We start from the raw sequence: 21,640 nt of genomic DNA on the forward strand, positions 1-21,640 counted from the left end.
GGCGCAGGCGTTGTAGTTCTTGGCGTTGGCGCACGGTCAGTGCGGCATTACGATGTAATCCCATGATAAACTCCGAGGGGAGCGCTGCGATCGACGCAGATGGTCGTTAATCTATTGTACCATTACAGCTACCTGCTCGACGCTGGTGCTATGCTGCTGGAAATTATGCTGAGTACGCCGAAAATAAAAATGGACTTCGGTGCTGATGGTCATTATCAGGCCATCAAGCTGCTTAAGGATTTGGCTAATAGCTGGGTTTTTAAGTTCAATTGAAGCATGACGATTGAACATCTGTACCCATGCTTGGAGTGTTGATTCTTGATGAACATGCGGTTCGCCACCAAGAAAAATAAAATCTGGCTCCGTTCCATTCGTATTGCGCAATCCTCGCTCCTCAAATACCGTGATTAGCGTTGAGCGTGATTGTTGACAGCAGAAACGATACTCTGGCTTAAACAGTGTCAGTAAGTGTGTTTTGGCATGACTTAGCGCATAGCTCATAACCTGATAGGCTGCTAACCAATTGCTTAAAACCTCATTAAGCAGCTGATATTCTTGATCATGCGAACTATCAAGGATGTGGTCGGGATCAGCATCAAACGCAATAATCTGTCCATCTGGATAAATTCGTGATGTTGTTAGCGTCAACATTGCGAGGTTTTGGTTTGTTTCGCGGTAGACGAGCCAGGTTGGGGTTTGGCTATTTGAAGAAATCATACACTGCTCCACTTCCTTCATCCCTAGGAAATAGCCGCCAATACCCCCAATAACACCACCAATCGTTGCACCAACCGCTGCTCCGCCTTTTGCACCTGCTGCCCCACCGACCCAGCCGCCAGCAACTTTGGTTGTTTCACGAACTTTATCATCGGCTGTTGCAATGTTATATACATCAAACGCCGCCCCAACGACAAAGAGCCCTCGCGATGCTCCACGGATAAACTTGCCACCAGCAATACTTCCAAAAATATTGGGTTTAGGATTTACCGAGCGCGTCAGCAATTGATGATCATTCGTAATTGCACTCTTAAACGATTGCCAAAGTGGTTTATTAATTTGCCCCATGCCGCCTTCAACATTCCAGTGCAGAAAGTTTGGGCCTGCGGGCACTGCTGTTGAGCCACCGCCAGGCAAGAAACCAAGCCCTGCTTTGGTTTTGATTGGGCCATAAGCAAAGCGAAGATTTGGTTTTTTTAATTTAAAGGGTGCTCGTCCCCAACCAGCATGTTGATGAATCGAGAAAACGGTATCAGGGCCTGAACCACCAACATACAACCATAGCCGTTTGCCAGCATTAGTATAGCCACTGGGAATAATGCCCATTTACCAAGGATTGGGACTGGCCCTGGACCAAAGAGAGCTGCTCCTGCGACAAATGGGGCTGCCCATAACGACTCAGGCTTGGCCGACGGATTATAGCCTAAGAAATTAAGTATTAGATCACTGCGTGCTTCGAGTGATCGAGCATTACTTGCAACAGCTTGGAATGCTTGTGAACCCTGTGCTGGCCCATGCTCCCATTTAAAAAGTGTTGCTGCTTCAGCTTCAGCAGCTTCGAATAGCTTACTAATCTTGAGCGTAATTTCTTGCGAAACGCTGAAGAGCGTATTGAGCCGTTGAAAAGCGGGATAAACTTCATTATCGAGTTCGGCTTTAAACCGATTAAAGGCCTCACCTTGCCATTGACCTGCTTCTAAAGGCTGGCTGTTTGCTTGATTGCTTGGCAAATTCTTTCGGTGGTGTGTACTAAGGTTTGAAAACGCTGGGCAATCCGTGCTAAATGCTCATAATGAGCTTGAATAATAGCTTGGCTCATCTTAAAAACCCTCTTTACTATACCGCTATCTAGATTTATCACTATAGCAAATCTAAATTGGCTGTACAAGAGGATGAATTGATTACAGTAGACTTATTGGGAACTAAAACAGTTCGACCATCCGCTTAATGTATAACGACTAAGCGGATGGTCGATTCATGGCTTTAGCGTCCGTGGATTTGGTCGAGGGTTGCTACGGTTTCACCAGTTTGTTGTTCGTAGGCTGCAATCATTGCCAAAAGCCCTTGGCCAAGCGTTTTGGCAACTGGCAATGACATATTGACAACGGCAACGGCGCGGCCATTGGTTTGTAACACGGTATAGGCATCAGTTGAGCCTAAACCATTGATAAAACCATTAGCATACATTAATGGTGCTTCCAAAAATGCATCTTCAACTAAACTTTGTAGGTGTTCTAAATCGCTCATACATCCTCCTGAATATTAATCTGCGCAGAGAAATAGCGCTGGTGTGAACCAAGCGCTATTTTAACTGCATATTGATTTTTCGGCGAATAGCTTAATCCGAAATGATTACTTTAAAGGTTATTTGGCTGCGATCCAGCGTGATCAAATCGCCATGTTGTAAGACTTGGCGGCGATCAACCTGAATGGGCCGACCTGTTGAATCCGTAATTGTTGTCGGGTTTGGCGAGAGGCTTTCAATATAGAAATGGCCGCCAGTTTCGGTAATTTCAAATTGGCGCCGTGAAACCCGCAAACCATTGGGGTGGCTGCCCAAATCGACGGCCAATAGATCGTTGCTTGCTTGATTGTCGAAGCGGCCAACGATTGCTGGTTGCCAGTGTAAACGATAACTATTGCCAGATGGATGCTCGCGCAAATAAATTCGGCGGGCCATGGGCTGGCCGGCTTCTGGCATATTGGGCATTGCTTCACTAAATATCAAGCGTTCTTTATTGGAAACTTGTTTATCGAGTGTGCGGTTATTGCTTAAGACGCTGCCATCCTGCTTGATTAAGCAATAGGCATCGGGATTTTGCCCAAGAAAATCGAAGTCACGCCGAAATTCCTTCAAAATCGATTCAACAAGTTCTCCGGTAGGAATGTTGGTGAGTGTTTGAGCAACTTGTTGCTTTTTTTCATAGACATCGATAAAAAGTTCAAAGCGGGCTTGTTTGGCACCCATGAAAGTAACTCCTCACACGGTACTAGGTTTGGGGGAGCGATCCAACAGCGTGGATCGCTCCTCACTGCTTTAGCTTTCTAAGGTTCCTTCGAAGGTCAAGATCAACGATTCATCATCGCTGCTCGTCATGTCGGCCATCATGGTCGCCGTTTCGAGATCGAGGCCATCGTGCATATGCTGATCGACCAACATTTGATGCAACATCGATCGCAGACGCTCAGAGCTGTTCCAACTTGCAAAATCCATCGAAATATAATTTTGCATAATTGTTTCAGCAATGTTGCTGTCACCGTTTGCCTCTTTGATCCGTGGCATCAAGCGTTGAATACCTTGGCGAATCAGGGCCGACATTCTAGCCACTTTCGGGTCTTGTTCCATGCTGACTGGTTTATCGCCAATCGTAATTGCTCCGGTTGACCATGCTGCCCGTTCTGGGTAGCGCTCGCTGATGGTTTCAACCCAGCCATCAAGGGCTGTGATCACCCGTTCTGCCTCATCGCTGGCATCTTCGGTAACAACATGGCTGCCATCGGTATACGGACTGGCGACTTGAATCAAGGTTGTTTGGCCTGCTTTGACCATAAAGCCCCGACCCATTGGTAATTCCTTGCCCCGAACTTCGCTTGGTGTGCGCATAACCCGTAATGATTCAACCGCTTGAGCTGTCCGCAAGCCAATCCCAAAGTTGGCACTCATAACCCGGCGGCGCAGATCATTGACTGAGCCATCGAGGGTGCCTGCAATAATTACAAACACGCCTTCGCCACCATAGCGCCGGGTAAGCACTGCAATATCGTTCATCACTGAACGCTTGCTTTCTGCTTCGTCGCTGAAATCTTCAAAGTTATCGATGAAAATGTAGACTGGGCGGTTAATTGCTTGCTGAGCGAATGCTTGACACTCGATTTGCAGATTTTCCAGCAAAGAACCCATTTGATCAATTTCGCTGACGGTTTGCAAGACGTGCGGCAAATCAGCGAGGCTGCGTTTGCCACCATACTTGAAGAAGCGTCCGCGAGTATCAATCAAGACCATAGCAACCTGTTCAGGTGTGTAGCGATCGGCCAGCGAAAGCACCCAGTTGTAGAGCAAGGTGGTTTTACCAGAGATTGGTGGCCCAGCAATCGCTGCGTGTGGCCCAATCTTCTTGAGATCGTACATGGCTGGCATCAGGTTGTTGCTTTGGCCAATGACGCTCCAAATGACTTTGCCTTCAGCAACTTTATTGGTTTCATCGAGCATTTCGCGCAATGGCACAATTTGCGGCAGAATTTGAATTGGATCAGGCGTGCTGCGCATGCCACCAAGTTGTTCAACCCGGGCCTGCATCATCATCCCCATCAAATCAAGTTCTTCAGCTTCGTTGCGATGGTCGCGGCCATCAGGCCCAACCAAGCCCACTGGCAAGGTTGCTTGGAAGAGCAATGGGCGCTTGCCAACCCGGATATACCCGCGGCCTGGCACATCACCAAATTCAATTGCTCCCCGCCCAACAATATCCATGTAGCGATCTTGTTGGCCTTGCTTGAAGGTAATCCGTTCACCAAATAGGCTACCAAAGCGGCTTGACATATTAGTTGGGAAGTTGGCTGTAACGATAAAGGCAATCCCAACGCTCAACGAGCGCCGAACCAATGGAATCAAGATCGATTCTTCAACCGAGTCGTAATTCTCGTGGATGATGGCAATATTATCGATTGCGACCACAATTGCTGGCAAAGCTTTATCTGGGAACTGCTTGTTATATTCATAGATCGTGTTGACCCCTGCATCGCTAAAGATCTGTTGGCGTTCGCGGGTCAAGCGTTCCATTTTGCTGAACAAACGCAGCATTTGTTCTTCAAACGTTTCGTCATCAGCGTAGATCAATGCCCCAATGTGTGGCAAGTTGCGCAAGCTACGGAAGTTGCGCCCGCCCAAATCGACCACATAGGCGTGGAGTTCATCAGGGCTGTGGCTGGCTGCCAAACCGGCAATGATCGAGCGCAACAACGAAGTTTTACCCCAACCAGAATCGCCATAAATCGCCAAATGATTGGTGCTGAAATCAAAGACAAATGGCAATTGGGTTGCTTCATTGGGATCATCAACCAACAAGGCTGCGGTGCGCATGGCCTCGGTTTCCCAATCGACTCCAGGCCAGAGATGTTCAGTATCACCGTTGATCCAATCGGTCACTGCTGGTTGGAAGACAATAATGCTATTGTCTTTGGCATTGATAATTGGTGATTGCAAACTTACACGGTCGGGCAAGAAATTTGGCCATGGTTTTGGCGTTGGTTGGAAGTTAACCAACTCACGTGAAATTTGCACCACGGTATCGAACAATTTCGGCGTATCTTCGCTGGTTGAGACTGGTTCTGGCTCTCGATCTGGCCAGAGCACGCTCACTTCGCGGTCATCGATTTGGCTTTCGCCAGTGTACGAAACCTGAATCAATTCAAGATTTTCGTTGCCAATTTGCAAGTAGCCACGGCCTGGCATGCCGTTGGGCAAGAAAGCTGCATCTGGTTTGCGCAAGAGTTCGCGGCTGGTATCTGGCTGTTCAACCCGCAGACAGAGCCGCAACTTGATATTGGCGCGCATTTGGTCGGTAACGCCCTTTGGTTGTTGCGAAGCGAGCAAGAGGTTGACCCCTTGCGCACGCCCAACCCGGGTGATACTTTCCAACGATGGCAGATATTCAGGGTTCGAATCGAACATTTCGGCGTATTCGTCGATGATGATGAACAAGTGTGGATAGGCGCCAAACTCTGGTTTCTTATGGAAGCCACGTTCGCGATATTCCACAATATCTTTCGTGCCAGTCATCGCGTTGAGTGCTTGGCGGCGCCGAATTTCAGCATCAATCGAGGTGAACATACGATCAACTGCCGACTTGTTCAAGTTGGTCACAATGTCCACACAATGCGGCATGTTTTCGAACGGCTTGAAGGCACCGCCCCCCTTGAAGTCGACCAAGACGAAGTTGAGAATATCGGGCGAGTAATTCAGCGCCAGACCTACAATCAAGGTCATCAGCAATTCCGATTTACCAGCACCAGTACCCCCTGCAACCATCCCGTGAACACCGTCACGCTTGGCTTCAAGTTGCAGCGTGCGTGGCCGATTGCCTGAGACAATCCCCAAACATGCAGCCAACCAGCCAGCTTGTTTGCCAGTGCCTGCGTTATATTCCCAGGTTTTGGCCGTTGCTTCTTTGAGTTCTTCGACAAATGGCCGATCGCCACGGCCAATATTGTGCATTTCTTGCAGCACTTGGCGATACGATGAACTCTTGGGCAAGGCGGCAATTCCCAGTGGTGGTTGGTATTTACCGGGATTATTGGCGATATGCGCATTCATATGCTTGCCGATAACCCGAATTTGGCCAGCTTCACCGCGAATTTGCAGTTTTTCGGTAACTTGTGGTTGGCCGTCAGCGCCTAAGACATCGGCTTTGCCAATGGTGCCTGGCGGCAAGGCAATGTGATAGCTCAGTGCATCGCGACCAACTTTGACAGCACCACGGCCAGGAATTTCTTCAACTTCTAAGAGCCGTGCGCCAACAATGGCCGAATAGTCGCCTGCATCAGAAATCTTGAAGGTCAAGCGCTCGGTAAAGAGGCTATACAGCTTACTTGATAGAATATTCAAGCGGCTAGCAGTGATCAGAATGTGCAATCCATAGGCTTTGGCTTGGCGTGCCAAGGCCACAAAGACCTCAAGCAGGTTATTGGCATCATTATTCTTATCATCACCAAAGGTTTCGATATATTCGCCAAAGTTGTCGATTGCCACCAAAATGGCAGGCTTTGGATTAGCAGCGTTTTGGCTGTTGTACTCAGAGAGCGTAGAAACCCCAGCATCGCTGAACAGCTTCTTGCGTTCGTCAACAACATTATTCAATTCACGCCAAAGCTGCTGAATCCGCTCTTCGTAGCCTTGTTCGTCTGGCAGAATTACCGTCCCAACGTGAGGGATGGAGCGTAAGACTTCAAGGTTACGGCCACCAAGATCAAGCACATGGGCATTGAATTCGTTGGGCGAGTGGGTTGCCGCCAAACTCAACACCAACGAGCGAATCATGGTTGTTTTACCCCAACCAGAAGCGCCGAAAACCACCACGTGACCTTTGTTGAAGTCGAGCACTAATGGCATTTGGCGGGCATTGCCTGGATCGTCAAGTACCCCAACGACCGCGCGCATTGCTACGTGATTCCAATCTACTCCAAACCACTGACCTTTATTTTCAAACCAATCGCCAACAAAGGCATTGATTGCGATTCGTTGCGAACGGCCAAGGGTCATCAATGGTAGATAGGTTTTGTCAACATACCGTGGATTGAGCGGTTGTTCGTAGGTAATGGCATCGGGCAATGGCGCTGGCCATGGTGTTTGAGGCCGTGGGCGTGGGTGGAGTAAATTTTGCGCCATCGTCACGATTAATTCATAGAACTTAGCCTTGGTGCCGTCGGCAGCCACTGCATAATCGTATGATTCACCAGTGTAGGAAACTTGAATCAGGTCAAGATTTTCGTTGCCAACTTGGAGATAGCCCCGACCAGGCATCCCGCTTGGCAAGAAGGCTGCATCCGAGCGACGCAACATTTCGCGGCTGGTTTCAATATCTTCAACCCGCAAACAGATCCGATATTTGATATTGGCCCGCATTTGGTCGGTAACCCCGATTGGCCGTTGTGAAGCCAGCAAGAGGTTAACCCCAATTGAACGCCCAACCCGGGTGATACTTTCTAGCTCATCGCGGAACTCTGGGGTATCGCTGATCATTTCGGCATATTCGTCGATAATGATAAACAGATGCGGGAATGGCCCCCATTGTGGGTCGAGGTGGAAGCCCTTGGCACGATATTCCACAATATCTTTGGTGCCAGTGCGTGCATTCAGCGCTTGGCGACGGCCCATTTCTGCATTGATTGCAGTAAACATCCGGCGTACGCGCGATTTATTCAAGTTGGTCACCAAATCAACGGTGTGTGGCATATCCTTGAAGGGATCAAAGGCACCACCACCTTTATAGTCGACCAAAATGAAGTTAAGGATACTGGGGTCGTAGCGCACAGCCAAACCGATGATCAAGCTCATCAACAATTCCGATTTACCAGCGCCAGTACCGCCAGCAATCATGCCGTGAACACCGTCTTTTTTGGCTTCGAGTTGCAGCGTGCGTGGGCGATTGCCCGACATCACCCCAATCGTCACTTTGAGCCAATCGGCATTTTCGGGCTTGATGCTATTTTCCCATGCTTCGCTCATCAGGCTATTCAATTGAGGCCGTAGATCAGCATCGAAGCGAATTTCGCGCTGGAGCATGGTGGCATACATTTCGGGCAACATCGATTTGAAGAGAATCGCCTTGGGCATTGCATCAACCCGCCGTGGCTTGAGATAGTTCTTGCCACTGGTGCGGGCATAATCAGTCATAAATTGGGCCAATTGATCGATTTCTTTCATTTCGATCGTTGGGTCAAGCGAGCCATCGCTGCTGATGCCTGCTGCGACTGCCACTTGGAAACTGAGCGGCTGTGGGCCAACCTTGGTATAGCCACGGCCAGGAATATCATTGATGTCGTCAACCCGCCCGCCAACGATCGACCGATATTCGGTGTTATCGCTGAGCTTCAAGGTGTAACGCTCGGTAAACAAGCTAAAGATTTGGTTGGATAGCTCAGCCATGCTGCCAATGGTGATGATAAAGTGAATGGCATATGGTTTGGCTTGGCGCGCAATCGAAATTAGCTTATCCAGCACGCTTTCGACGTTGCTATCTGGGCCTTCACCAAAGGTTTCGGTAAATTCGGCAAAGTTATCGATTGCAACCAAGATTGCTGGCTGGGTATTGGTTGGATTAACCGCATTGTATTGGTAAATATCGGCAATCCCTGCATCGTTGAGCAACAGCTTGCGCGCATCGACAATATCGTTGATTTCGCGCAGCAATTGTTCGACCCGTTCTTCGTAGCCTTCGCCATCAGGAATAATCACCGCACCAGAGTGAGGCAATTTATCCAGCACGCTAAAGTTTCGCCCACCCAAATCGAGAATATACATGTGCATCTGATTTGGTGAGTGGGTTGCGGCCAAGCTCATCAGCATCGAGCGTAGGAAGGTGGTTTTACCCCAACCAGAGCCACCAAAGACCACTGCATGGCCGCGTGGGAAGTCCACGGTCAAGGGTAATTGCTTGGCTGCATACGGATTATCAATCAAGCCAAGCACAGGCCGCATTGCATAATCACGCCAGTTCAGATCTTCGACCCAGCCCGACGTCCCATTGATCCATTTGTTCAAGGCAGGGTTCAAGGTTAGATCGTGCTCGCGGGGCAAGCCAACCATGATCTCGTCGATGCCCAACAGATATTCTTCAAAAGTCACTGCATTAACATTCGGATCTTCTGAGATCAGGTGTTGGGTCAAGGCCAGTTCGCGTGGCAAGAAGTTTGGCCATGGTGCCCGTTGAATTGGCACGTTGTTATCGCGTGACAAGGCATCGAGCGTGCTGACAATGACTTTATACAGTTCTGGTGGGCTTTGATCTTGGGTATCAATCCCTGGGTCAACGCCTTCAGCGCGGCGGCGATCTGGCCAAATAACTTTTTCTTGTGAAACTGAATTGGGGTCAACATAGGGATCGCCAGTGTAGGCCACTTGAATCAATTCAATTTCTTCGTTGCCAACTTGGAGATAGCCCCGACCTGGAATCCCGGTCGGCAAGAAGGCTGCATCCGAGCGGCGCAACATTTCGCGGCTTTCGCCTTGGGTTTCTACCCGCAAGCTAATCCGGAACTTGATATTCGAACGCATTTGGTCGGTGATCCCGCTAGGCCGTTGCGCGGCGAGAATCAGCGAAACCCCTAGCGAACGGCCAATCCGCGTGATACTTTCCAATTCGCCCCGATACTCAGCCCGATCGGCGATCATTTCGGCGAATTCGTCGATGATGATAAACAAATAGGGATAAGGATAGTGGGTATTGTGGAAGTTCTTCTTGCGATATTCAACGATATTTTTGGTATCAGTTTCGTTGTTTAAGACTTGGCGGCGTTGCATTTCCGACTTAATTGCTGTGAACATGCGGGTTACGCCATCGCCAGCCAAGTTGGTGATGATATCAACACAGTGGGGCAGGCGTTCGAATTCCTTGAATGCGCCACCACCCTTGTAGTCAACCAACACAAAGTTAACCACTGAAGGATCGTAGGTCACTGCCATCACCGCAATCAGCGAGATCAGCAACTCCGATTTACCAGAACCGGTACTCCCTGCGACCATCCCGTGAACCCCATCACGTTTGGATGAGAAAACCAGGGTCCGGGTTTTATTCCCCGACATGCGGCCAACCTTGGCGCGCAGCCAGTTGGCGTATTTCGGTTGGGTGCTGCGTTGCCAATTCTTAATCGCATCGACCTTGAGTTCATCAAGCGAGCTATAGCCCATGAGATCAAAGAAGGCAACACCATCGGCGAGATTAGCCCCAGCGCTTTGGCGCAGGTTGAGGGTCGAGAGTTCTTCGGCCAATTTGCGCGATTCTTCGCGATTAACAATATTATCGGCAGCCCCGATATAGCGGAAGGTATTAACCCCCTGCTCGGCGTAGCGGAAGAACAATTGTTGATGTTGGGCTTGCTTGCTGTTGGTTGCTGGCGTGGTGCGTTCAATTTCAATCACCGACTTACAACCACCAGGCACTTTGCTGCGTTCTGGCACGAGGAAGATAACCGCAGCGCCAAGCTGTGGGCCTTCTTCGATCAAGATCGAGAGTGCTGCATCCGATTCGATATCGCGTAAACGCTCGCCAGCTTTTTCATACATATCGAGCAAGTCAACCACCAGCAACATAAATGGTAAGCCAGGGTTGCCACGGCCCGAATTATTATTATTTTCTTCGTTATCTTCCATCCGCATCTTACGTTGCGATAGAATTTTACGAATCCCTTCCATGTATTGATCTAATTCATCGCCTTCTTCATCGGCATCATCAGCAACTTCTTTGATTTCGCTGACGAAACAAAGTTGCTCATATTCGCCTGGCTGACAGTGGGGCAAGGTTTCGACCCAATCCCATTCGTTATATTTTGAGGCCAAAACATACAAACGCGAATCGGAAGGTGAGTGGAACACCGCATAATGCGCCAAAATCGAGCGAATCGATTCATAGACAGCATCCCGATCGCCTGCAATCCCCAAGGCATGAGTGGTTGGGGTAATCGGGGTTGTCTTTTCTTTCGAGCTGCCTTCTTCTTCTTGCTTATAGCGCAAGGTAATAATAATCGGAATATCAGAGACATAGCGTGAATCAGCATCAAGCTTCATGGCTTCGCGAGCAAGGGGGCTGCTAAAATTGCCACCGCTCTTAACCTCGTAGACCACGGTTGAGGGCAATGTGCCCATCCCAAGGCGTACTGAGCCGAAGTCATCATCAGAAACCCGCCGTTCCCAAATCCGCGCATTCGAGCGGAGGGTGCGTTCAGGCTTTTCTAAATCTTGCTTGGCATCGGTAATAACCTTGATCGTATTTGGCGTATCAGGATAGTTGTAGCGATAGAAACGGCGCTGCAAATCGTGATAGCCGTGCATATCTTTATTTAATTCAACGATCTGTTCATGGTATTGGCGTTCACGTTCTAAACGTTGGTTTTTTTCACGAATAAACGAATAGATTGAGAACCCTGTGGAGGCCAACACCGATAATGCCATCGGGATGAGAATCAAAGCGCCGCTACCGCCACGCCCTCCAAACATTGTTACGAAGACATAACCCACAATCATCGTCATCGGCAGAGCCAACTGAATGAGTTTCGAAATCGCATCCTCAGGGTTTTCTGGGGGGGATGGGATTTCAAAACGATTAAAAGGTAGCTCTGGTTGAATCCGTGGAGGACGATCTATCATCTGGATAGAGTTTTTCATCGGTGCATCTCCAAAATTCCGCCCATCGATCAGTCACTGATCGGATCTGATGTGAACACACGCTAAAAAGTGGCACGAGGAGAGAAATTGCGCATTGCTGGTGTAACGCGTCAACTATACCATACAAACCTGTATTTCGGCTAGTGGTTGACAGCTTTTGAATAAATGAGTAGAGTAGTGCCAACAATCCTCGCCTAGCAATCCAGATTACGGTATGATAGAGCCATAATCTGGTTTCCCATGACTACCCATGGAACGGAGTAAGTGCCCATGAAACAGGTATGTCTGTTATGTGAACGAACATCGTTTGATAATAATTTGTATTGTCAAGAAGTTTATTGTCAAGCTGAAAAATCGCCAACAATTCTCGGATATGGAAAATGGCTGGGCGATATTGAAATCGTGCGGCCTGTTGTTGTCCTACGCTCTTCAGTTTTATACGAAGCTAGCCACCAAAAACAACGCGTGTTTCTTAAAGTAGCCCATGTTGGCAGCGAAAATACTGAGCGCCTAAAACGTGAAGCCGAATTTCTGAAAACTATTCGGGTTTCGAACGAACGCAATACGTTCTTGCCAAATTGGCGTCCACCCTATGCAAATGCTACAGTAAGCGCTCAAACTGAGGCCTACGGGCGGGCGATGCTCGGTGAGCACCTTTTTTACTATTATTTGTCAGATTTCTTTGCTGGTGAATCGTTACGCGATGCACTGACCAAAAATCCGCAAATGTGGGTCAACCATATTGGCTGGTTGGTCATGCGTTTGGCGTCATCGATTGCGCTCTTGCAAAGCAAAGGTGTTTTGCATTTTGGAATCAACCCCGAATCGCTGTTGGTGCATTTTGAAGATAATCCTTCAGTCCCAACCATTCACTTGCTCGATTTGGGCATCGCTAGCACGCCCCAAAATATTAACAACGATTGGTATTCGTTTATGGTGCCGCCAGCCTACACTGCACCAGAGATTATGCAGCCGCACTTACAAAAGCCAAGCTATGCAACCGATGTTTATGGCCTCGGCCTGATTTTGTATGAAATGCTGGTTGGTGTTCCGGCCTATCCCTTCAAGCTCAAAAGCGACGAAGAGGTTTATCAAGCAGTCTTAAAAAACCATCATGTTAATATGAACCGAACTGCTGACGTGCGAGCAATTGCTGAGCTTGCTGTGCGTATGGTCGATGTTCAAGTAGCGAATCGCCCTCAGAATGCGGCCCAGGTCGTCCAGGAATTGCTCAAATTGTTTGGCGAAGTCCCAACTGCCAAAAAGAGCCGCTGGCCGAGCCTTAATACAATCCTGATTATTGTAATTAGTTTATTGACGGTGGCCTTTTTGATTACCTTCTTCGTAACCTTGAATCAGTTGAATATTATTTAGCTTATGTTCGTGGTTGAAGAGCAGGGTTTGCGCCCTGCTCTTTTTCGTGCTTGAAACTTCAAAGCTTTTAGCCCTTAAACTCAAACCGACCATGCAAGTGCATGATCGGTTTGAAATACTGGGTAAAATGACTTGGTATGGAACTAGCCGAAGCGGCCTGAAGCGGTGAAGTCTTGGTTTTGGAAGTTCTTGATGGCGGTATTGACATCTTGGGTGATTTCAATACATTTTTCAGCCATCTTTTCGATCTGTGGACGGAACTGATCGATGTAGTTTGCTACAGCTGCGCCACCGACCAAACCGATGAAAGCAGTTGCTTTAAGGGTGGTTGAAAGCACTTCCAAAACTTTAGCGACGGTTTTCAAAACTTGACCAACCGTGTTGATGGTTTTAGCAATTTGTTGGACTGGTCCAACATTCATCTCAATTTTTGCTGCTGCCATGAAATGGCCTCCTTAGATCTATCTTTAAGAATTCAAGGTCAAAATTAGTAGAACTTAGCGATGCTGCGCAATTTTGAGTTAACCAAGTTGCGAGCGGTGCTATCAGCGCGATCGATCAAATCGCGAGCTTTGCCCAAGTTGCTGTGGTAGCTGGTGATGCCAGTGCCGATGCGGCTAATCTGAGGGCTCAACAAGCTGGTCAATTCCTCACGGAATGCATCAGCGCCTTCGCCTTTCCAGTCAACTACCGATGAAGCAATGATTTTCTTGATTGGAGCCAAAGCTTGTTCTTGAATGACATTGAATTGTTGCATCAATTGTTGCAGAACGCTTTCCAAAACTTTGCGAGCCAAGCGCATCAAGAAACTTTTCATGAATAAACTCCTCAATTAGGTATAAAAAGATCCAATTACGATTAGAAGGTGCTTTTCGCGCCGCCGTCAGCTGCATCCATTGCGGCCATAGCGTTCTTGATGTCGCCTTGAATTTCGGTCATCTTGGCAGCTAATTTAGCCAATGATGGAGCCATCATGCCGGTCAAAACATCGACGAATTCGCTACCAGCGTCGCCTTTGAGGGCTTCGTCGATGGTGCTAGCAATTGACAAAACTTCTTGGGTTACATCTTGAACTTGTTCGTGCGCTTTGCCAAAGGTTGCTTGGGCTTGTTCCATTGTCGCACGATCATACTTCATTTTTTCTGCTGCCATGAGAGGGCCTCCTTAATAAAAATAGCTAGATTTAAATTTTCCAAGCTTTGAAGATTGCTGATGCTTCATCTTCGTGTTGTTGGAAGGTTTGCTTGATTTCGTTGCTGGTTGATTGGAAGGTGTTGAATGCTTGAATCAAGCGATTGAAGGCTGGGGTCATTTCGCCTTGCCATTCTTGTTGGAAGCTCGTTGCTGCAGCCCCTACCCATTTTTCTTGCAAAACTTGGGATAGTTGATTGAGGGTTTGCAACAATTGTTGCACGTTTTGTTCGAGCTTACCGAAGCGTTGAGCAACTTGAGCCATCGCTTCTTGATCGATTTGTACTACTTCTGCTGCCATTGAGAAATCCTCCTTGTGTGTTTCGGAGCCAAGTTGGCTGCATTGGGCCACACGTCCACAATGCTTGCGAGTTATATCAATCTGACGAAAGAAGGTAGCCGAAGCTTTCCTTTTAGGTTTGAGTGATATGCCGAGCGACCGAGATTGCTAATAGTTGAATTGTCCTTGGCTGCCAAAGGTTGTTTGTGCTCCGCAAGAGCTTGCTTCTAACACCACCAGCCCAACACCACCGCTTTGTATAAAAAGACCAAATAGGGGTTTATCGATTGTTATTGCCACCAAAGCGATAGATTGTTACAAAAACTGGCCTAATGAGCGAAATTCGGATCCGTCGAGAAACGAGTTTGTTCAATTAGTAGTTTTTGTGCTTACTGAGTGTGCCTGCTTTAACCAAATACATTCTCTCACCCCATGTATTTAGCTATTGCAACGTTGTAATGCTATTTGCTTCACATAAACATCGATTGCCAATTGCGGTTAATTCGTACTCAGAGTGTACAAAACCAAATTGCACTTGTCAAGAGCTTTTTTTAGGGTTTTTCCCACCAATATCGCAATTGGTTAGGAGTCTTGTACTATCTCTGACCTATAAACAGTGCTCGGTTGTTAATCATAGCGCCTCAGCGACCTTTGAGAAAGGTCTTGGATTGAGTTTATTCTGGCATTTCAGCTTACTAGTCTTCCTCAGCTACCCTGCTAGCTAGCTAATGGCCTACCCTGAGTACTAGGACTTGCGGAATCAAGCGGCAATTTGCTTGATTATCGGCTACTTTGCAACTCAATTTTGAACTTGATTAACCAGATTTAGCGCGTTGGAATCAGGCAATCAGCTGGTTTGGTTAAGTAACGAGGCTTGATTGACGGTTGATCTGGCATCTGCTACAGTATTGGCTACAATTTTTTATTCGTCTGAGGCCAAGTTGTCGTAGCTTGGTTGCAAATTGGGGAAAGTCCGGTGAGATTCCGGCACTGTCGCGCAACGGTATGGCTCAATGCTAAGTCCGAATGCCCACTCAGTTCGAAATGATCGAGATGTCCCTTCGCGTCAAAGGGGGTGATCATTGCCGCTTGCAATTGATGCCCATGGGCTGCTGCCTATGGTTTGGTAATGGTTTATGCCTGTTCCGCTAAGGAGCAGGCATTTTTTATTTAGCGCACAAAGGATGCTCTATGAATGTGATCGAGGTTGAGCTACGAGCGACTAGCGAGCAGGCTACTTGGCTTTTGCAACTACTTGCTGAGGCTTGTAGCGCTTATCCCCAAACAACCGACGCGAATCAGCTCTGGCAGGCTGCCAACTTGAGCTTTTATCCCAATATGACTGCTGGCGAACAACTCCAAGCCTGTATTTTGACCGCCCGCAGCTGGATTGAGCAGGAGCCAGATTATAGTTTTGTGGCCGCCGCACTCTTGGCCAGCCAACTGAATTGCGAGGTTTTTGGCGAATATCTGGCAGGTTCAGCGGTTGCTACCCGCTGTCCAACGGCATTTATCCAGTATATTCAGGCCGGAATTGAGCAAGGGTTGCTTGACCCGCAGTTGGCCAAGTTTGATTTGGCTCGTTTGGCGGCGGCAATTGTGCCTGAACGCGATGCTTTATTGGCGTATCCTGGCCTGCAAACGCTCTATGATCGCTATTTTATTCAGTGGGCTGGTTTGCGCCGCGAGTTGCCGCAATTCTTTTGGATGCGGGTGGCAATGGGCTTGGCCTTGAATGAGGCTGATCGCGAAGCTCAAACCCTGCGTTTCTACGAGCTGCTGTCGCAATTTTACTTTACCTCGGCCACGCCAACCTTATTCAACGCCGCGACGACTCATCCGCAGTTGTCATCGTGCTATCTCTCGACGGTCGGCGATGATCTTGAGGCGATTTTTTGGGGGATCAGCGATAACGCCATGCTTTCGAAGTGGGCTGGTGGCTTGGGCAACGATTGGACTCCTGTGCGGGCGCTCGGCGCGCCAATTCATGGCACGAATGGCGTGAGCCAAGGCGTGATTCCCTTCCTCAAAATTGTCAACGATACCGCGATTGCGGTCAATCAGGGCGGTAAGCGCAAAGGCGCGGTCTGCGCTTATCTCGAAGCGTGGCACGCTGATATTGAAGATTTTCTTGATTTGCGCAAGCCAACAGGCGATGAGCGCCGCCGCACCCACGATATGCACACGGCTTTGTGGATTCCTGATTTGTTGATGGAGCGGGTGTTGAGCAACGGCACGTGGACGTTGTTCTCACCTGATGAAGTGCCTGATTTGCACGATTTGTATGGCCAGGCATTCGCGCTACGCTACGCAGAATACGAAGCGCTGGCGGCGCAAGGCTTGCTGCGTTCGGCACGTCAAGTCGAAGCACTCGGTTTGTGGCGCAAAATTTTGACCCGCTTGTTTGAAACCGGCCATCCTTGGATTACCTGGAAGGATGCTGCCAACCTGCGTTCGCCGCAGGATCACGTTGGGGTGATTCATAGCAGCAATTTGTGCACTGAAATTTTGCTCAATACGTCGGCTGACGAGATTGCGGTCTGTAATCTTGGCTCGATTAATCTGGCGGCCCATATTCGTGATGGCGCGCTTGACCTTGAAACATTGCGCACAACGGTTACGACAGCAGTGCGCATGCTCGATAACGTGATTGATATTAATTTTTATCCGCGCCCGCAAGCAGCGCAAGCCAATGCCCGTCATCGGCCAATTGGGCTTGGTCTGATGGGCTTTCAAGATGCGCTTTATGGGTTGAATATCAGCTACGCCAGCCAAGCGGCGGTCGAATTTGCTGATCGTTCGATGGAAGCGATTGCCTATTTTGCGGTCGCGGCTTCGATTGATTTGGCTATCGAGCGCGGCGCATACCCAAGTTTTCGTGGCTCGAAATGGGATCGTGGGATTTTGCCGATTGATAGTTTGGCGCTTTTGGCTGACCAACGTAGCACCAAACCGGAGCTTGATCACAGCAGCCATTACGATTGGCAACCGCTGCGCCAAGCCTTGGCTGAGCATGGCATTCGCAATAGCAATTTGCTGGCGATTGCGCCGACTGCCACGATTGCTAATATCGTTGGCACTAGCCAATCGATTGAGCCGACCTATCGCCATTTGTATGTTAAAAGCAATCTTTCGGGCGATTTTACGACCGTCAATTGGGCGTTGGTCGCTGCGCTCAAAGCTCGCGGCTTGTGGGATGCAGATTTGCTGGCCGAATTGAAATATTACGATGGCGCGATTAGCCAAATTGAGCGAATTCCTGCTGAACTCAAGGCCCAATTTTTAACTGCCTTCGAAATTGCCCCCGAATGGTTGATTGCCTGCGCTGCTCGTCGCCAAAAATGGATCGATATGGGTCAATCGTTGAATTTATATGTGGCTGAAACCAGCGGCAAACGCTTGAATGAGATTTATCTGACGGCGTGGCGCATGGGATTAAAAACCACTTACTACCTGCGCACGCTGGCTGCGACCCAAATTGAAAAATCGACCTTGGATATTAATCGCTTTGGGGTGCAGCCGCGCTGGATGCGCAATGTGAGCGAATCGGCCAGCGTGCTAGCCGATAATTTTTGCCCAATCGACGACCCTAGTTGCGAAGCCTGTGAGTAGCGAGGAATTTCGAATGACTGAACAATTTGGGCGCTTCAATGCCAGTGATAAACGCTTGATCAATTGTAATCAAGTTGACGTAAATCAATTAATGCCGTTGCGCTATGGCTGGGCTTGGGAGCATTATCTCAATGGCTGTGCCAACCATTGGATGCCGAACGAAGTTTCGATGACTGGCGATATTGCAATTTGGCGCTCGAATAGCTTATCGAATGATGAGCGCTTGATGGTGCTACGCAATTTAGGTTTTTTTGCTACAGCTGAAAGTTTGGTTGGCAATAATATTGTTTTGGCAATCTTTCGGCATATTACCAACGCAGAATGTCGCCAATATCTGTTGCGCCAAGCTTTTGAAGAAGCGATTCATACCCATGCATTTTTGCATATTGTTGAAAGTTTGGGCTTGAATGAGCGCGAAATTTTCAATATGTATCATGAAATCCCAGTAATTAGCCAAAAAGATCAATTTGAGATGCAATTAACTGCGGCGGTGCTTGACCCACAATTTAGCACTGAAACGCTCGTAGGCATGCAAACCTTCGTCAAAAATCTGATTGGCTATTATGTGATTATGGAAGGTATTTTCTTCTATAGCGGTTTTGCGATGCTGCTTTCGTTGCATCGACGCAATGTATTAACGGGTATTGGTGAACAAATTCAATATATTTTGCGTGATGAAACGATTCATCTGAACTTTGGGGTTGATTTAATTAACGGCATCAAAGCTGAAAATCCAGCAATCTGGACTGCTGAATTTCAAGCTGAGATTGTGCAATTAATTCGCCAAGCAGTTGAATTAGAAGCTCAATATGCTGCTGAATGTTTACCACGTGGCGTAATGGGCTTGCATGCAGCAATGTTCCGCGATTATGTGCAATATATCGCCGACCGCCGCCTACAACGGATTGGTCTGGCGACGCAATACGGCTCACAAAATCCATTTCCTTGGATGAGTGAAACGATCGATTTGACCAAAGAGAAGAACTTTTTTGAGACGCGGGTCACTGAATATCAATCAGCGGCCAGCCTAAAATGGGATTAAGCATGAATTTTCAGACGACGGTTGTGGGCTATCCACGGGTTGGCGTTGGCCGCCCATACAAGCAGGCCTTGGAAAGCTTCTGGAGCGGCAAACGTACTGAAGCAGACTTTCGGGCGGCAATCGAAGAATTGCGCCAAGATCGTTTAGCAATCCAAGCCCAGCGCTTGGATCTGGTGCCAGTTGGCGATTTTAGCTTGTATGACCATGTGTTGGATACAGCGCTGATGTTGGGCGCTGTGCCAGCCCGTTTTGGCAAGCTTGATGCCAATAATTTGCAAGGCTATTTTGCCATGGCGCGGGGCCGCGACGGCGTGCCAGCGCTCGAAATGACCAAATGGTTTGATACCAATTATCATTATTTGGTGCCAGAAATTCCCGAACGCTGGGAATTGCAAGCCAATTTGGTGCTAGAGCAATTGCGCTTTGCCCAGAATACGCTTGGATCAAAAGCACGGCCTGTCTTGCTTGGGCCTTGGACATTTTTGCGGTTGGCTCGCTTGGCGGGGGCAGAATTAAGCAAGCATTTGCAACAATTGATCCCAATTTATGCCCAAATTGTGCGCGAATTGAGCGCTTGCGATGTAGCCTATATTCAGTGTGACGAGCCAGCTTTGGTTGGCGACGTGACTGAGGAAGAATGGCAAGCATTTGCTGCTTGCTATCGCGAATTGAGCAAGCATGGCAAGCTGGTGGTGCAAACCTATTATGGCGATGTTACGCCGTGGTATCGCGAACTCTGCCGCCTGCCGCTGCATGGGCTGGGCTTAGATTTGGTGCAAGGCCAACCCAATTGGGCTGCGATTCAATATCATGGCTTTCCTCAGGATAAAATTTTAGTGGCTGGTGTGGTGAATGGGCGCAACGTTTGGCGCAGCGATTTGGCTGATTTGCAGGCCAAAATTAGTGGATTAAGCGAATTTGTTGCGCCTGAACGCTTGATTTTGAGCAGTTCATGTTCGTTGTTGCACTTGCCCGAAACGGTGACTGCTGAACGCAATTTGCCAGTTGCGGTGAGCAGCGGTTTGGCCTTTGCCCAAGAGCGTTTGGCCGAATTGGAATTATTGGCGCAGGCCTTGCGTAACGGCGTTGCCAGTGTTCAAACCACATGGGATGCAGCGCTGGCTTCGCGCCAACAATGGCTTGATGGAGCTGGGCGGATTGTGCCTGCGGTTCGTGAGCGTAGCACTGCCTTGGGTGCTGAAACGCCAGCGCGCTTGGTGTATGCTGAACGGGTAGCTTTGCAACAAGCCAAATTGAACTTGCCATTGCTGCCAACGACTACAATTGGCTCATTTCCGCAAACTGCGGCCTTGCGCAAAGCCCGCGCCGAAGCCAAGCGCAATCCGGCGGGCTATGCCGAAACAATTCGGGCTGAAATTGCCCATGTGATTGCGTTGCAAGAACAATGGGAGCTTGATGTGCTGGTGCATGGCGAGCCAGAGCGCAACGATATGGTGCAATTTTTTGCCGAGCATTTGGCGGGCTATATTGCCACCCAAGAAGGCTGGGTGCAAAGTTATGGCAGCCGCTGTGTGCGTCCGCCAGTGATCGCTGGTGATGTTTATCGCACCGCAGCTTTGAGTGTGGCCGAAACTGCCTATGCTCAGTCGCTGACCAAGCGGCCCGTTAAAGGCATGCTGACGGGACCAGTGACGATGTTGCAATGGAGTTTTGTGCGTGATGATTTGCCTCGCAGCGAAGTTGCGGCCCAAATTGGCTTAGCGCTGCGTGATGAAGTGGCTGATTTAGAGGCAGCAGGTATCAATGTTATTCAAATTGACGAGCCAGCATTTCGCGAAGGCTTACCGTTGCGGCGCAATGAATGGCAAGCCTACCTTGATTGGGCAGTGCGCGCTTTTCGGATTGCGACGAGTGATGCCGCTGCGAGCACGCAAATTCACACCCATATGTGTTACAGCGATTTCAACGATATTATTGATGCAATTGCTGCTCTTGATGCCGATGTGATTAGCATTGAGGATGCACGCAGTGCTGGCTCGTTGTTGGCTGGCTTGGAAGGACGTTATCAGCAGCAACTTGGGCCTGGCGTGTACGATATTCACAGCCCGAATATTCCCAGCGTTGAGCAATTGGTGGCGCAGATTCAGCAATTGCTGAAGTATTTGCCTGCCGAACAATTGTGGATTAACCCCGATTGTGGCTTGAAAACCCGTACCTACGCTGAAGTTGAGGCTGCATTGCGGGCGATGCTGGCGGCAACCAAGCAGGTGCGCGCGACGATTCATTAAAAGATAACGGTTTGATC

Annotated in this window: 14 protein-coding genes and 1 riboswitch; of the genes, 4 read left to right on the plus strand and 10 right to left on the minus strand. The window is 48.8% G+C overall.

Going from position 1 to position 21,640, the window contains the following annotated elements; genetic code table 11:
• Window positions 1-111 precede the first annotated feature (111 nt).
• The 6 genes from SE18_RS00415 to SE18_RS00435 form a co-directional block, all read right to left on the minus strand.
• Window positions 112-1,002 (minus strand): hypothetical protein, encoded by an 891-nt coding sequence (locus SE18_RS00415; RefSeq protein ID WP_152976507.1) that lies wholly within the window; start codon window positions 1,000-1,002, stop codon window positions 112-114.
• A gap of 191 nt (window positions 1,003-1,193) precedes the next feature.
• Window positions 1,194-1,727, minus strand: a complete 534-nt coding sequence (locus SE18_RS26620; RefSeq protein WP_083469626.1) for a WXG100 family type VII secretion target — start codon at window positions 1,725-1,727, stop codon at window positions 1,194-1,196.
• Complete coding sequence (locus SE18_RS28105; RefSeq protein WP_269083546.1) at window positions 1,694-1,816, minus strand: hypothetical protein; 123 nt, start codon at window positions 1,814-1,816, stop codon at window positions 1,694-1,696. Before SE18_RS28105 ends, SE18_RS26620 begins: the two co-directional genes overlap by 34 nt.
• 164 nt (window positions 1,817-1,980) lie before the next feature.
• A complete protein-coding gene (locus tag SE18_RS00425) occupies window positions 1,981-2,244 on the minus strand; it encodes a hypothetical protein (protein ID WP_054532444.1) in 264 nt (87 codons plus the stop codon).
• A 91-nt stretch (window positions 2,245-2,335) separates the two neighbouring features.
• Complete coding sequence (locus tag SE18_RS00430) at window positions 2,336-2,965, minus strand: FHA domain-containing protein (protein ID WP_054532445.1); 630 nt, start codon at window positions 2,963-2,965, stop codon at window positions 2,336-2,338.
• 69 nt (window positions 2,966-3,034) lie between these two features.
• Window positions 3,035-11,740, minus strand: coding sequence for an FtsK/SpoIIIE domain-containing protein (locus tag SE18_RS00435; protein WP_054532446.1), 8,706 nt, complete (start codon window positions 11,738-11,740; stop codon window positions 3,035-3,037).
• Window positions 11,741-12,145: 405 nt separating this feature from the next.
• On the opposite strand from SE18_RS00435, the gene SE18_RS00440 reads away from it, so the two are divergent.
• A complete protein-coding gene (locus SE18_RS00440) occupies window positions 12,146-13,249 on the plus strand; it encodes a serine/threonine protein kinase (RefSeq protein ID WP_054532447.1) in 1,104 nt (367 codons plus the stop codon).
• Between the two features lie 143 nt (window positions 13,250-13,392).
• On the opposite strand, the gene SE18_RS00445 is transcribed toward SE18_RS00440, so the two are convergent.
• From SE18_RS00445 to SE18_RS00460, 4 genes are read right to left on the minus strand one after another with little or no spacing between them, the layout of a single operon-like run.
• The gene (locus tag SE18_RS00445; RefSeq protein WP_054532448.1) at window positions 13,393-13,692 is read right to left on the minus strand and encodes a type VII secretion target; all 300 of its coding nucleotides are present in this window, start codon (window positions 13,690-13,692) and stop codon (window positions 13,393-13,395) included.
• 44 nt (window positions 13,693-13,736) lie between these two features.
• Entirely contained in the window at window positions 13,737-14,066 is a 330-nt protein-coding gene (locus SE18_RS00450) for a hypothetical protein (RefSeq protein WP_054532449.1), read from the minus strand.
• A gap of 41 nt (window positions 14,067-14,107) precedes the next feature.
• Window positions 14,108-14,401 (minus strand): WXG100 family type VII secretion target, encoded by a 294-nt coding sequence (locus SE18_RS00455; protein WP_054532450.1) that lies wholly within the window; start codon window positions 14,399-14,401, stop codon window positions 14,108-14,110.
• Between the two features lie 31 nt (window positions 14,402-14,432).
• The gene (locus SE18_RS00460; protein WP_054532451.1) at window positions 14,433-14,741 is read right to left on the minus strand and encodes a WXG100 family type VII secretion target; all 309 of its coding nucleotides are present in this window, start codon (window positions 14,739-14,741) and stop codon (window positions 14,433-14,435) included.
• Between the two features lie 894 nt (window positions 14,742-15,635).
• Window positions 15,636-15,772, plus strand: a riboswitch (cobalamin riboswitch).
• A gap of 139 nt (window positions 15,773-15,911) precedes the next feature.
• On the opposite strand from SE18_RS00460, the gene SE18_RS00465 reads away from it, so the two are divergent.
• The 3 genes from SE18_RS00465 to metE are packed head-to-tail and all read left to right on the plus strand — an operon-like array spanning window position 15,912 to window position 21,623.
• Window positions 15,912-18,332 (plus strand): ribonucleoside-diphosphate reductase subunit alpha, encoded by a 2,421-nt coding sequence (locus tag SE18_RS00465; protein WP_054532452.1) that lies wholly within the window; start codon window positions 15,912-15,914, stop codon window positions 18,330-18,332.
• 13 nt (window positions 18,333-18,345) lie between these two features.
• A complete protein-coding gene (locus SE18_RS00470; RefSeq protein WP_054532453.1) occupies window positions 18,346-19,374 on the plus strand; it encodes a ribonucleotide-diphosphate reductase subunit beta in 1,029 nt (342 codons plus the stop codon).
• A 2-nt stretch (window positions 19,375-19,376) separates the two neighbouring features.
• A complete protein-coding gene (gene metE, locus SE18_RS00475; RefSeq protein ID WP_054532454.1) occupies window positions 19,377-21,623 on the plus strand; it encodes a 5-methyltetrahydropteroyltriglutamate--homocysteine S-methyltransferase in 2,247 nt (748 codons plus the stop codon).
• The last annotated feature ends 17 nt before the right edge of the window (window positions 21,624-21,640 follow it).

The organism is Herpetosiphon geysericola (assembly GCF_001306135.1).
Lineage (GTDB): Bacteria > Chloroflexota > Chloroflexia > Chloroflexales > Herpetosiphonaceae > Herpetosiphon > Herpetosiphon geysericola.

Bases quoted from the DNA above. Each gene is read 5' to 3' on its own strand.
- SE18_RS28105 (WP_269083546.1), bottom strand. From the start codon at position 1,816: ATGAGCCAAGCTATTATTCAAGCTCATTATGAGCATTTAGCACGGATT.
- SE18_RS00425 (WP_054532444.1), bottom strand. From the start codon at position 2,244: ATGAGCGATTTAGAACACCTACAAAGTTTAGTTGAAGATGCATTTTTG.
- SE18_RS00430 (WP_054532445.1), bottom strand. From the start codon at position 2,965: ATGGGTGCCAAACAAGCCCGCTTTGAACTTTTTATCGATGTCTATGAA.
- SE18_RS00435 (WP_054532446.1), bottom strand. From the start codon at position 11,740: ATGACGATGATTGTGGGTTATGTCTTCGTAACAATGTTTGGAGGGCGT.
- SE18_RS00440 (WP_054532447.1), top strand. From the start codon at position 12,146: ATGAAACAGGTATGTCTGTTATGTGAACGAACATCGTTTGATAATAAT.
- SE18_RS00445 (WP_054532448.1), bottom strand. From the start codon at position 13,692: ATGGCAGCAGCAAAAATTGAGATGAATGTTGGACCAGTCCAACAAATT.
- SE18_RS00450 (WP_054532449.1), bottom strand. From the start codon at position 14,066: ATGAAAAGTTTCTTGATGCGCTTGGCTCGCAAAGTTTTGGAAAGCGTT.
- SE18_RS00455 (WP_054532450.1), bottom strand. From the start codon at position 14,401: ATGGCAGCAGAAAAAATGAAGTATGATCGTGCGACAATGGAACAAGCC.
- SE18_RS00460 (WP_054532451.1), bottom strand. From the start codon at position 14,741: ATGGCAGCAGAAGTAGTACAAATCGATCAAGAAGCGATGGCTCAAGTT.
- SE18_RS00465 (WP_054532452.1), top strand. From the start codon at position 15,912: ATGAATGTGATCGAGGTTGAGCTACGAGCGACTAGCGAGCAGGCTACT.
- SE18_RS00470 (WP_054532453.1), top strand. From the start codon at position 18,346: ATGACTGAACAATTTGGGCGCTTCAATGCCAGTGATAAACGCTTGATC.
- metE (WP_054532454.1), top strand. From the start codon at position 19,377: ATGAATTTTCAGACGACGGTTGTGGGCTATCCACGGGTTGGCGTTGGC.